We start from the raw sequence: 11780 nt of genomic DNA, 5'->3' as shown, positions 1-11780 counted from the left end.
GGCTTTGCAAAGCTGCAATGCTTGTGGCGGTCTTGCCTGGGCGCGGCCCATTGCCGACCTTGAGCGCACGTCTCGTTTGCTGCGGTCGCAACCCGCTCTTCGGACATTCGCCCCAAGTACACTTGTTTGTGACCTAGGCGGGCAGTTAGTCTTCCCAGTCCTCATCAAGATTCATGCCGCCAATATCTCCGGCACCATAGAACGCCTGCCGGTGAAGATGGATGTTAACCCTCGCCGCGACGTTTTTTTGCGGCGTGTCGATTCCTAGTTCTTCGTTGATGGCGGTGGACTCAATCATCTCCTCGCCCCAAATGCCAAGATTGCCCTGCCAATGAGGACTTGCAATGATCGCGGCAGCAGCCTGCTGGAAGTCCCATTCATCTTCCTTGTTGCGCGCGATGTACCATGCTTGTTCGGTGGGGTAGTCTATTCGATCAATCGGACGCATACCAAACCCACCCGGCTCGCGTGGGCGGGTACTACCCCAATCCCCATAAACGATACTCGCCCTGTTTGAATTGCGCTGAATCTGTTGAACCAGTTGGTGGTTGGTGAACTCCACGGGCGATATCCCATTGTCAAAGGGGGTGAACATCTTCGGCATAGAAGTGCATGACAAGACTGTCGGCACCGCTGCATCAATCGCTGCAAGGTGACCGCTAATGACCCCGTCAAACCAAACAGCAAGACTTAGCGGGTCCCGTGTCCATCCGCCCTCAAGGATGATGGCGTAATCAGCCGCGCCCGAAGCCGCAAATGCTGCCACAATCTCCTCAACATTTGGGGGAAAGCGGTTCATATAGAGCCTGAGGCAGTAACTCCGACTGGCTTCTTGAAAGCGGTCAATTTGAGTTCGAATTTCTCGTTCGCTCTGCCCCCGCGTCTGCACACAGGGCATGACGTGTTCGTGGCCACTGACGAAGTCGCACCACTTCTCATAAGCGTTTGCAGGATTGAGTAGCTCGACCAGCGTTTGCTGCGGGGCACTCTCTAGATTTGTGAACTCATAGTCGCGATCAATGTCCAGAAAGAAGCTTTGGCCACGAAATGCTTTCTCAACACGCTCGACTGCCTTATCGAGTGAAGCGGAATTGGCCCATGGCGCAAGCAGAATGCAAGGGGTCATATTTTCCTTGGTAGCCCGAGGAAGAAACTGAAGCCCATTCATCTCGCTTGCGCGGATGGCCAAGGTCGGAACGTAGCGTTTGTTCTCTAGGACCATTTTCCTGTCTACGCGGCCACGAAATTCGAAAGTCTGATTTCCATTGCGGCTTTAGATACCTCGAAACGGTTGGCAAGTGCCTCAATAGATGCCTCAGTGATACGTCCGCCAAAGCCCTCCTGCAGCTCACGTTCTACCAGTTCCATAGGCATCACGATGTCTGCCGCAAGACGGTTCGCCTCGAATTCGATCCGCTCAGGTTCGCCGGAACGATAAAGCACTGTGTCAGTGATACCATTCGGTGAGGCGTCGATAACATCCCGATGAAGTAGGAAGTGGGCCAATTCATGTCCGATTGTAAAACGCTGACGCTCCCGCGCCTCATTGCGGTTAACCCGAATTACATATCCGCCGTCTTCGCGGGATATCTGTCCAGAAACGCCAGCCCCTAAACTCGAAACCTTGATTCTTACCCCCAATGCAGTTGCCAGTTGGCCAAGCTTAACAGGGTGTTCCGTCAGAAATCTATTGAGGGCGTCGCGGTGCTCTGGCGCCACTCGGTTCATTTCATTCGATGCCATTTCTCATCCTCCTATCGGTCTCCTGAATCATCAGGGTCAAACTGTTCTTCAAGTTCCGCTACCGTCGGGCCTTGCTTGCTACGGACAAAGCTTGCGACCCGATCATTTAAGGCTTCCTCTGAGAGAGCCTGATCTACGGCTCCATTCACGAGCGATAGAGCTTCTGACTTTGCAGTCTCTGCCTGCTGCTTGGCAGCCTCGACCGTGCTTTCAGCTCGCTCTCGTATTTCCTGTATGGTGTAGGCTGCGACCACACCGATACCGATAGCCACGGCAGCAAGAACGACTGTAACTGCGGTCAACATTACGCCGATGAACGAAAGGTAAGTAGGAAGCGTGAAGGTTGGCTCCTGTTGCACTCCTGGAACGCCATCAGCGAAGTCCATGACCCCAAGGTGGAACAGCAAGAAAACTACTATGGCTCCACCGAAAAGACCGCCGATCCCGAATACCCACTTCACGCGAATGTCCGCCCGTTTTCGACCGCGTTTGTTGCTGTCATGTATGTTCTTCTTATGTTCTCGTCAAGCCTGTAGGGGCACATTGGCAGAGAATAGGGTGATTTGCCTACCCCCCAAACTTTAACTCACTCTGTAATCGCTAACCGTAGCCGGGTTGCACATTTATCTCGGTCAGAAGACTCGGGCGTTTCATTTGCCGCTCGCTCAACTGGAAGGTCCGCTTATCCCCTCGTCTCGACAACTCGTAGGCAGCGCAGCGAATGCCTGTTTCTGCCGGGGGTGCCGTGCGTCAAAGGCTGGGACCCTTCAAAATCAATGTCCGGTTCGGGCTGGCACCAGTCATCCGACCAAAACCGTCAGATGTCGGCAGCGAGCCCAGATTTACCGATGCTGCAAGACATACCAAGGTCAGCTTTTCCGTTCCAAAGGGATGGTCAATGTAAACACGGTGCGATCATCAGTCGATGTCACGGTGAGTTCACCGGAATGCGCCCTCGCGATCTGATCCGCGATATAGAGCCCTAGCCCCAGACCTTGGAGAGAAGCACCCTCTTCGGTGCGTTCAAAAGGCTCGAAAAGTTTTGGGATAGCGTGGTCGGGGATTTTCTTTCCAGAATTTCCGACCGAAAGCACAAAGGAGGCATCCGCCCTATCGGTGATTACAGTGATAGGTTCATCCTGCGACCCGTGCGTGACGGCATTGGCAACCAGGTTCGACAACAGTTGATCGAGGCGAGCCGCATCACACAACAAAGCGCCCTCAAACTCAAAGTTTGTCTTAAATTTTCGGTCGGGATGCGCGATCCTGATCTCATCGACCACGCGTTCAAAACCCTCGCGCAGATCAGCAGTCGGTTTCAAGTCGACGGGGATGCCCGCACCCAGGCGGGCTCTCGCAAAGTCCATGATGCTGTCGATCAGTTTTGCCATCCGCTCGGCACTGCCATCTATGGCTGAGAACATCGCAGCTATTTTTTCGTCATGAGGTTGGCGCGAAGCGATACGGACGGCCGACCCGATGGAAGCGAGGGGATTACGCAAATCATGTCCCAGAATGGCGATGAATTGTTCGCGCAACTTGGCTTCATCTTCAGAAGATTGCAGCGCGCGGACGTTCGCCTTGTCCCCCGTTACGTCACGCGCACTACAAACAAAAATATCGCCCTCTGGAACCGCAACCCAGGAAAGCCACCGATAGGAGCCATCCTTGCATCGGTATCTGTTCTCAAAGTGCAGAGCGGGCTCGCCTGCCTTCATGGTAGTGAACAGCGCAAGCGTGCGGTCCATATCGTCGGGGTGAAGGAAGTCAGTAAAGACCATGCTTCTGATTTCGGGTTCAGTCCACCCGAGAACAGTTTCCCAAGCGGGGTTCGTCTCAATAAAAATACCAGCCTGATTAACGATGCCGAGCAGGTCAGGCGAAACCTGCCAGGTCAAGCTGTGCGTGTGAATCGTACTTGTCATTACGTCATTTTATCAAAGCCTCAGTGATTGTCATGTGACATGGTCTCGGTATTTTTTGGTCAAATCGGCTACTTCCAAGACCGGACGTTCAGGACCTTGAGCCTGAGTGTCTGTAATGTCCGCTGATCGGCCAGTCCCGCCCGGAGATGGAATGTCTCCTTCGAGCTGCGACCGGTCATTGCTCACCGCAAACCGAACGGTGGCAAAGTCCCGCTCTAGTCTAACGGTCAGCTATGCTCCCAAAGCATCTAGGCTTTGAATGCCTGAGGCTATCATGCAGAGCGGTCCTTTATGCCAAGCGTTATCTCGCCATTGTAGGTGCAAGCAGTCAAACCAGTTGACGGGCGGGCCAGCCAATCGCCAAGTCCCGTCTCTTACCTCAAGCCATTCGAGGAAATTTCGACGAAAAACAATGGTTTGGGCAGACGAGCTACTTCGCCCAACTCGCGTTGGCTCGCGGCTGTCGCCCAGAACCGTGTCAGTGATTCTGATTTCTCGAATCCGACGATCAAAAAACTGGTGGAGACCGGGAGTATCGATATCAAAGAGATTAGGCGGCGTCGTACTTCCCGGCCCTAGCGGGTCAGGATGGTCCGGTGTTGTCGCTGGCTGGCTATAAACAAGCGAGAAATCATCTCGAGACGGATTAGCGGAATTGCTCTGCCAGACACGCTCCGCGCATTGGCGGCGAAACCTGTAATGGAGATCGTTGCGGGATGCCCGGTAATGAATCTCTATCCCGTTTGAAAGTCTGGTCTCTGTCGCAGGTCCGAGCGATGTCTGCATACCGTCATCCATGCGGGTCGAAATCCCGTTGGTACGGACATGTACGAGCTTTGCATAAGACATATTAGGAACCAATGAACATATTCTTGGTTCATCGTATCCCAATTTGCAACAAGGTCCTAGGGCTCCTGATCGCCTTCCACGGTAGCACAGACTGCCCTGTCGTGCGCAAGGATGTAATGGGCAGTTCGCGTCGTCTAGTCTCCAAGGTAAGGAATGCCGATTAGTACAGTGGACTGGTTTAGCAAAAAAAACTACGTTGCACCCGTTAAATATCGCCCTTAGCGCTATGAAAAATAGTATTATTTTGATAATAACTAATGTAATTCCAAACGGGGAAAACCATGCTCACAATGGCGCAGGCAACCGATATCCTGGCGGACGTTTTCGGGGCTGATCGTGGCCGTTTACGGGGCGTGGCAAAGCGCCTGCGCGGGGCCGGTATGCTGCCTGTTGCCAAGGGTCGTGATATCCCCCAAGCCAATCCCGGACGCATGGCCCTGATGGTGATCGGACTGGGGATCAGCGACCCCGAACGGATCGGCGAACTGGCAGACATGCGAGTTTTTGATCAGGTCCCCGGTGATAGTGATCAGACGATCACTTTGCAGCAAACACTCGGGTTCATGATGTCGGGATTGCTCGACCATCCGGGCCAAGGGATCGACGCCAGCCTGACTCTGACCGTTGACGGGCCGAGCTTGGGGTTCATCCAACGCAAGGGCGAGACTTGGATGCAATTCTGTGCGGGTGATCTGGCCAAGGGCTACATCAACACCACTACACATATCGCCCTGCAACCACTGACCGATTTCTGCACCCGCGCCCGTGTCACGCAACCGCCCTACAAGGTCACATGAATGATTGCCCCACGCTTGCATGAGATGCCTGCCAAGATCGACGTATTGCGCGGGGCGAAAGAGATAGCCGACTTTCTGGGGACAACGCCCGGTCGCGTGTATCGCCTGCACCAATCACGCCAGCTACGGACCTTCACTGAGGGCGCGACCATTTGCGCGCGCAAGACGACGCTGATTGCCTATATCGAAAATCAAGAGAACCAAAAAAGAGACCCGAAGACATGAAGGCGGGACTTTGCACTGACACGCCTCCATGTTTCGGTGATCATGCTGCCACATCCATGTCGGGCGTAAGGGCTTGGTTGACCGCAACGGCCAATGCAAACGCATCCCATCGTGCGTCCGATTCAACAAACTCTAGCCGAAGCCTATCGGCTATTTCAGCCAATCCATCGTCATCATGTTGGATCAGATGTGGCAAAGTTTCTCGGACGAGCTGCGCACCATCAACCCATTCTTTTTCGATAGAAACGCCAAATTGCAGGCAAAGCATCGTCAATTCTCGCTTGGTCCGCTGGTCAAAGAAGACCAGTGCCTCACTGTCCTGAACAGCCGTCATAAGCCATTCGACGGTAAGAAAACGAACCCCAAATCCGCTAGGCGTGTGGTTGATTGTGTGCATTTCTTCGCCATTCATGTTCACCACGCCGACCTCTGAGATTATCCCATCTTGTCCGTCGGTCCGAATAGCTACGCAGGAGAGTGTCTTGTCATTCAGGTTTTTCATTTTCGTATCCTTTTGTTAAACAACAGCACCGCGCTGCTGTTGACAGAAGAACTACAAATACCGCCACATTTTGTCGCGCGAATAAGCGTTTTTTGAGGACGTGTTTGAGAGATTTAAATTAACAAAATCAGACATTTACATCGTATTCTCCGAGTTTCGCTCCGCATTACGTTAGGTCAACAAAGGGAGGGGGGATTAAGAATTCTGTCAGATGAGTCGCGCGGACCGGCCCGGGACCATTCCGCAAAATTCCGTCAAAAACCGATAATTGACATGTCCTAAAAACGACACTCCGATGTCGTATTTTGACTATGTGTCGGTTTTGTGCTTATCTGCGAATGGCTGATCGCCTACGGGCCGAAGACGCTGAAACGGGCCGGTTTCTCTGTCCGAAGCTGGTCCGTTTCTGCAATTATTTCGGGCGGCAATCCGTCAACTTCTCGAATGATCCGTTAGCGGTAATAGTCGCCCCGGCGCAGCCTGTCGCCCGGGCTGAGGGGCCTCACTCTCTGATCTGCTGGAAGGGCCAGGATAGCGGCTTTGACGGCCTCTAGGGCAGCGTCCAGCGTGTCGGTGACGCCTTTGTCATGGGGATCGGTCCACGTCATCCATGACCACCTCTTAGGGATCGTGCGCTGGTCCAGAATCACCCGCGCCAAAGGTCTGCCACCGCGATATCGGATCAGCCAATCATCGCCACTGCGGGCAAGGTGGTGGGGGTACTTGTACCGGGTGAAATCACTCTGGCCCATCCACAAGCACCAACTGATCGTCAGGGAGGGGCCTTTGCAGGGTCAGGGCGTCCGCGACCGGGGCTGTCAGCCATTGCTGGACCTGATCGGGATCGGTCAGGATCACCGGCATCGCCTTGGGATGGATCGGCGCAACCACCGCGTTGGGATCGGTCGTCAGAAATCCGAATAGATTGGCGGTCACTTCACCTTCTTTGACTTTCCGGGTTGAGGTCCATTTGGTGTGGATACCGGCAAAGAACGCCAACGGCTTGTCGGGGGTGAGCGCGAACCATCTGGGGCCGCGACCCTTCTGGAACTCCGAGAATGCATTGAACGGCACCACGCAGCGATTGTCAGGGCCAAGCCAGCGCCGCCAGTGGGGCGATTTGGTATTGCGGACGTTGGTCACCCCACGATCCACCTTCTTGCCCTTGAGCGCGAACTGAGGCGACGGCATCCCCCAGCGCATCATCGACATGGTGAGGCCGGTCGCGGTGTGATGGATGACGGGTGCGGGATAATCGGGATAGATGCCGGGAAGGCTGGCAAGGTTGCCGGTGTCGTCTTTGAGGTCGTCAAACAGCGCGCGGATGGCGGACTGGGCACTGGTCATCGAATACAAATTACACATCATCAACCTTTCACCGAACAAGCCCATATCCTGCCATATGTTCTCAATCCGTTCTAGTCCGTTTGTGATTACGGATTGTTAACCGTTCGCCCAGAAACTGACTCCATGAGCGCGCATCCTTGGAAAATTGTCATCCGCCCTGATCCCGAACTGCCAGATCGGCGGCAGGGCTGGTGCTTGGCCGAAACAGAGGCGGACGCTTTGCGGATTGCAGATCACCCCGACGCGCTGGCCTTCCCATATCCCGAAAAGTACATGCCGGGTCTCACGGGGATGATTGGTCCAACTGATCCGGGTATGAAAGGCGCACCTTCCAAAAGAAAGTCAGACCCTGTTCATTAAGCCACGCCCGAAAGGGAAAGATGGGCGGGGTCGCGTATCCGCGCTGTGGGTGCGGCTAATCAGGAGCACCGGTTTTTTGCAAATCGGCCTCACCAAATGTTTCATCGGTAAGCGTTACGCGACGTCATTAAGTGTCAGTCGCAATCATCCAAAAAAGTGGCCCTACAGTGGCCCTTGCATTTGGGGCATCTCATCAAACCACTTATTTTATTAGCTTTTGTGAAATTTGTGGCGGAGAGACAGGGATTCGAACCCTGGGTGGGCTTGCACCCACAACGGTTTTCGAGACCGCCCCGTTCGACCACTCCGGCACCTCTCCGCAGGGTGGTGGCGTCGTAATGCCCGCAGGACACGTGTGCAAGGCCAAATCGACGCTGACTGACAATTCCGTCAGTCCCCTTGGAAACTGCCCGGCGGAGACATATCAACAAACCAACGCCGTTCTTGGAAGGATGATCCGATGCCCAATCTTGCTGGCCCCGTTTTGGCTGCAACCCTTGCCTTGGCTGGGTTGCCATCCTTTGCACAGGACACGGCAACCGAAAAGACGGGTGTACTTTTCGAGGCGCTTGGCCTGCCGCAGATGCTGGAGGTTATGCGCGCCGAAGGTTTGGAATACGGGGATACGATCGCGCAGGACATGCTGCCCGGCGGACAAAGCGCGCGTTGGGATGCGCTGGTGTCCGACATCTATGATGTGGAGATGATGCAAGAGGAAGTGCGCGCCATTTTCGGTGAAGAACTGGAAGGCGATGATCTTGATGCCATGCTCGCCTTTTACACGACGGAGCCGGGACAGACGGTCATCAATCTTGAGGTCAGCGCGCGCGAGGCTTTGCTGGACGACGCGGTCGAAGAGGCAAGCAAGGACAGCGCCGCCATAGCCGCTATGGACGAAACACCGCGTTTCCAGATGATCGAAGCCTTCGTGGACGCCAATGACCTGATCGAAACCAACGTGGTGGGTGCGCTGAATTCGAACTACGCCTTCTATATGGGGCTGATCGACGGCGGGGCCATGCCAGAGGGGGTGACAGCGGAACTCGCCCTGCAGGATGTCTGGGCGCAAGAGGACGAGATCCGCAGCGATACCGCCGAATGGGTCTATTCCTTTTTGCTGATGGCCTACCAGCCGCTGTCGGACGAGGAGCTGCAGGCCTATATCGCCTTTTCAGAGACCGAGGCGGGGCAGGACTTGAATGCAGCCCTGTTCACAGCGTTCAACGGCATGTTCGATGATATCTCACGCGCGCTCGGGCTGGGCGTGTCGCGGTTCATGATCAGTCAGGAGCTTTAGGCGGACGCCGCCTAGTTGGCATAGACCATCAGCGCGACAACTAGCGCACCGGGGTTCTGGGCATAAAGCCCCAGATCGCCCTGCATTTGCAGAATGCGGGCAGGGCGGTCACCCGGCGGAATACCGGCGGCATCCATCGCCTCGGTCAGGGCAGGTCCGCCGCCTGCCTGAATTTCGTCGATGATGCCGGGAAAGTTGGATTTGACGATAAGTTCCACCTGACCGCGCCGCCGGTTATAGGCTGCGTTTTCAGCCGCCGTGCTCAGTCCGGATATGGGCAGCAGCAGCGGATTGCCCAGATGGTTGGCCTCTCCACTGCAGGCAGCGATGAGTGTCAGGGGGATCAGTGCGCGATACATGGGCTTTTTCGCCTTCTTTGTGCTTGACTTACAGGGGTATTGGTCACATAAGCCGCCATCTCAGCAAGGCATTTGCTGGGGCTTATGCGAAAACACGCCCACGGGCGCGCAGTCCACAGGCACCAAACGCCGGTTTGATCCGGGGCCTCAGAGACGCGGAAAACGAAGGAATAACAGATGTTTGCGGTTCTCAAAACCGGCGGCAAGCAGTACAAGGTCACATCCGGTGACGTTCTGCGCGTCGAAAAGCTGGCAGCACAGGCTGGCGACAAAATCCAATTCAACGAGATTCTGATGGTTGGCTCCACCGTGGGCACACCGCTGGTCGCGGGCGCAGGCGTCCAGGCCGAGGTGATCGACCAGATCAAGGGTGAAAAGACGATCAACTTCGTCAAGCGTCGTCGTAAGCACGGCAGCCAGCGCAAGAAAGGCCATCGTCAGCAACTGACACTGGTCCGGATCGCTGATATCCTTGAAAAAGGCGCTGACAAGTCCGGCGTGATGGCCGCTGTATCGGGTGCCGGCATGGTGGCGACACCTGCGGCCAAACCTGCCGCAAAGAAAGCCGCGCCGAAGAAAGAAGCCAAGGCAGAGGCCCCTAAGGCTGAAAAGCCAAAGGCCGAAAAGCCAAAGGCAGAAAAGAAAGCCGCGCCTACGAAATCCGAAGGCGCTGACGATCTGAAGAAACTGTCCGGTGTCGGCCCCGCGCTTGAGAAAAAGCTGCATGAAGCTGGTGTCACGACATTCGCGCAGATCGCCGCATGGACGGATGCAGACGTAGCTGCTATGGACGAGAAACTGTCGTTCAAAGGCCGGATCGAGCGTGAAGGCTGGATCGACCAGGCCAAAGAACTGGCAAAAGGCTAAGGAAGAAAACCAATGGCACATAAAAAAGCAGGCGGTTCATCCCGTAACGGGCGCGACTCAGCCGGTCGTCGCCTTGGCGTGAAAAAGTTCGGTGGCGAAGCTGTCGTCCCCGGCAACATCATCATGCGCCAGCGCGGCACCAAAATGTGGCCGGGCAATGGCGTCGGCATGGGCAAGGATCATACGATTTTTGCAACCGCCGAAGGTGCAGTCAAATTTCATAAAGGCCTGAAAGGCCGTACCTTTATTTCGGTTCTCCCAGTGGCGGAGGCCGCTGAATAAGCCGAAAATCTCAGGTAACGCATTTGAGGGGATCGGTGAACACCGGTCCCCTTTTTCATTCATAGTTTTGCCACCATGTTGGAATAGACAGGCATTATAGATCGGTTCGGTTTTTGAGGAGGAAAACGATGTTACACGAGGAAATCACAGTGCAGGACACAATCCAGGCGGACCGGTTCATTTTGCGCCCTTGCCGCAAATCTGACGCCGGGTTGATTGCCATGTATGCTGCTGATGATCGTGTGGCCCGTGGCACCCGTGCAATGCCGCATCCGCTCCCTCCCGGTACGGTCGAGGCGATGATCGAACGCGCCAGCCAACCTGACCGGACCGAAGATGTCTGGGTCATCGATGGCTCTGCCCATGGTCATGCGGAAGCCTTGGGGCTGATTAGCCTTGAGCGGATGGATCGTGACCAATCCGAGATTTTCTACTGGATCGCGCCTGCATTCTGGAACACCGGCTTTGCCACCGAAGCGGTGCGCACGCTGATCGCGACAAACCCGCACAAATCAGACCGCATCTTTGCCGAGGTGTTTCAGGACAATCCGGGGTCGGCCCGTGTACTGACCAATTGCGGCTTTGATTATCTGGGCGATGCGGAGGCATTTTCCGTCGCGCGGGGCGCGACTGTGCCGACCTGGACATATACCCTCAAGACTGAGGGATGACCGCCAGCACGTTGCGGACGGAACGCCTGCTGCTACGTCCGCCAGAGCCGCGGGATGCGCGGGTGATCACCAAGGCGCTGAATGACTTTGCCATCAGCCGCTGGCTGGCGGTTGTACCATTCCCTTACGGCATCACCGACGCCGAATGGTTCATCAATGAAAACGCGGCTGGCAGGTTCAACGCCCGCCTGATCTGGGCGGGCGACGATTTCGTCGGCACCATCGGTCTCGATACCGAACTGGGTTACTGGCTGGCACAGGATCAGTGGGGCAAGGGTTACGCGACCGAGGCGGGGATGGCTGTTCTGTCTGATCACTTTGCCGACAGCGACAACGATCTGGTCAAATCAAGCCACTTCGTGGACAACACTTCATCCCGGAACGTATTGCAAAAACTGGGTTTTGTTGATGTGGGCCCACACGAGCACTTTTCGAAGGCGCGGGGATCTACCGTGCGAGGCCGCAGCATGGAACTGACCCGTGCACGCTGGGAGGACACAAACCCGCGCTAGTCGCGTGATTTCAACCTCACGGCGACCCACGGTATTGTGTCCGG

Annotated in this window: 16 protein-coding genes and 1 tRNA gene; 8 read left to right on the top strand and 9 right to left on the bottom strand. The window is 55.4% G+C overall.

Annotated elements, in window-relative coordinates; translation table 11 throughout:
* Window positions 1-145 precede the first annotated feature (145 nt).
* The 4 genes from ACFWW4_RS16910 to ACFWW4_RS16895 form a co-directional block, all read right to left on the bottom strand.
* On the bottom strand, window positions 146-1222 hold the full coding sequence (locus ACFWW4_RS16910) for a beta family protein (RefSeq protein ID WP_411891936.1): 1077 nt from the start codon (window positions 1220-1222) through the stop codon (window positions 146-148).
* A gap of 8 nt (window positions 1223-1230) precedes the next feature.
* Window positions 1231-1743, bottom strand: coding sequence for an ImmA/IrrE family metallo-endopeptidase (locus tag ACFWW4_RS16905; protein ID WP_411891935.1), 513 nt, complete (start codon window positions 1741-1743; stop codon window positions 1231-1233).
* Window positions 1744-1754: 11 nt separating this feature from the next.
* Complete coding sequence (locus ACFWW4_RS16900; protein ID WP_411891934.1) at window positions 1755-2204, bottom strand: hypothetical protein; 450 nt, start codon at window positions 2202-2204, stop codon at window positions 1755-1757.
* A 408-nt stretch (window positions 2205-2612) separates the two neighbouring features.
* Window positions 2613-3668, bottom strand: coding sequence for an ATP-binding protein (locus tag ACFWW4_RS16895; protein ID WP_411891933.1), 1056 nt, complete (start codon window positions 3666-3668; stop codon window positions 2613-2615).
* 1130 nt (window positions 3669-4798) lie between these two features.
* On the opposite strand from ACFWW4_RS16895, the gene ACFWW4_RS16890 reads away from it, so the two are divergent.
* On the top strand, window positions 4799-5314 hold the full coding sequence (locus ACFWW4_RS16890) for a hypothetical protein (protein ID WP_411891932.1): 516 nt from the start codon (window positions 4799-4801) through the stop codon (window positions 5312-5314).
* Complete coding sequence (locus ACFWW4_RS16885; protein WP_411891931.1) at window positions 5315-5539, top strand: hypothetical protein; 225 nt, start codon at window positions 5315-5317, stop codon at window positions 5537-5539. It begins immediately after the preceding gene.
* A 40-nt stretch (window positions 5540-5579) separates the two neighbouring features.
* On the opposite strand, the gene ACFWW4_RS16880 is transcribed toward ACFWW4_RS16885, so the two are convergent.
* The 3 genes from ACFWW4_RS16880 to ACFWW4_RS16870 all read right to left on the bottom strand — a co-directional run bounded on the left by ACFWW4_RS16880 (window position 5580) and on the right by ACFWW4_RS16870 (window position 7409).
* Entirely contained in the window at window positions 5580-6041 is a 462-nt protein-coding gene (locus ACFWW4_RS16880; RefSeq protein ID WP_411891930.1) for a hypothetical protein, read from the bottom strand.
* A gap of 452 nt (window positions 6042-6493) precedes the next feature.
* On the bottom strand, window positions 6494-6793 hold the full coding sequence (locus tag ACFWW4_RS16875) for a hypothetical protein (protein WP_411891929.1): 300 nt from the start codon (window positions 6791-6793) through the stop codon (window positions 6494-6496).
* Window positions 6780-7409, bottom strand: coding sequence for an SOS response-associated peptidase (locus ACFWW4_RS16870; RefSeq protein ID WP_411891928.1), 630 nt, complete (start codon window positions 7407-7409; stop codon window positions 6780-6782). The genes ACFWW4_RS16875 and ACFWW4_RS16870 overlap by 14 nt, the downstream gene beginning before the upstream one ends.
* Before the next feature lie 102 nt (window positions 7410-7511).
* On the opposite strand from ACFWW4_RS16870, the gene ACFWW4_RS16865 reads away from it, so the two are divergent.
* Window positions 7512-7748, top strand: a complete 237-nt coding sequence (locus ACFWW4_RS16865; RefSeq protein WP_411891927.1) for a hypothetical protein — start codon at window positions 7512-7514, stop codon at window positions 7746-7748.
* Window positions 7749-7977: 229 nt separating this feature from the next.
* Here ACFWW4_RS16865 and ACFWW4_RS16860 read toward each other — a convergent pair.
* A tRNA-Ser gene (locus tag ACFWW4_RS16860) sits at window positions 7978-8067 on the bottom strand.
* Between the two features lie 141 nt (window positions 8068-8208).
* On the opposite strand from ACFWW4_RS16860, the gene ACFWW4_RS16855 reads away from it, so the two are divergent.
* Window positions 8209-9045, top strand: a complete 837-nt coding sequence (locus ACFWW4_RS16855; RefSeq protein WP_411891926.1) for a DUF2059 domain-containing protein — start codon at window positions 8209-8211, stop codon at window positions 9043-9045.
* Between the two features lie 11 nt (window positions 9046-9056).
* On the opposite strand, the gene ACFWW4_RS16850 is transcribed toward ACFWW4_RS16855, so the two are convergent.
* Entirely contained in the window at window positions 9057-9404 is a 348-nt protein-coding gene (locus ACFWW4_RS16850; RefSeq protein WP_411891925.1) for a hypothetical protein, read from the bottom strand.
* 177 nt (window positions 9405-9581) lie between these two features.
* Between ACFWW4_RS16850 and ACFWW4_RS16845 the strand changes: the two genes are divergently transcribed.
* The 4 genes from ACFWW4_RS16845 (at window position 9582) to ACFWW4_RS16830 (ending at window position 11736) form a co-directional block, all read left to right on the top strand.
* Window positions 9582-10271, top strand: coding sequence for a 50S ribosomal protein L21 (locus ACFWW4_RS16845; protein WP_411891924.1), 690 nt, complete (start codon window positions 9582-9584; stop codon window positions 10269-10271).
* Between the two features lie 12 nt (window positions 10272-10283).
* The gene (gene rpmA, locus ACFWW4_RS16840; RefSeq protein WP_393928471.1) at window positions 10284-10553 is read left to right on the top strand and encodes a 50S ribosomal protein L27; all 270 of its coding nucleotides are present in this window, start codon (window positions 10284-10286) and stop codon (window positions 10551-10553) included.
* Window positions 10554-10681: 128 nt separating this feature from the next.
* On the top strand, window positions 10682-11224 hold the full coding sequence (locus ACFWW4_RS16835) for a GNAT family N-acetyltransferase (protein ID WP_393928470.1): 543 nt from the start codon (window positions 10682-10684) through the stop codon (window positions 11222-11224).
* Window positions 11221-11736: a GNAT family N-acetyltransferase gene (locus tag ACFWW4_RS16830; protein ID WP_411891923.1), complete on the top strand. Its 516-nt coding sequence runs from the start codon at window positions 11221-11223 to the stop codon at window positions 11734-11736. Before ACFWW4_RS16835 ends, ACFWW4_RS16830 begins: the two co-directional genes overlap by 4 nt.
* The last annotated feature ends 44 nt before the right edge of the window (window positions 11737-11780 follow it).

The sequence above is a fragment of the Yoonia sp. SDW83-1 genome, from assembly GCF_046762885.1.
Lineage (GTDB): Bacteria > Pseudomonadota > Alphaproteobacteria > Rhodobacterales > Rhodobacteraceae > Yoonia.
Note: the sequence above shows the minus strand (reverse complement) of the source record. Positions and strands in the feature narration are given on the sequence as shown.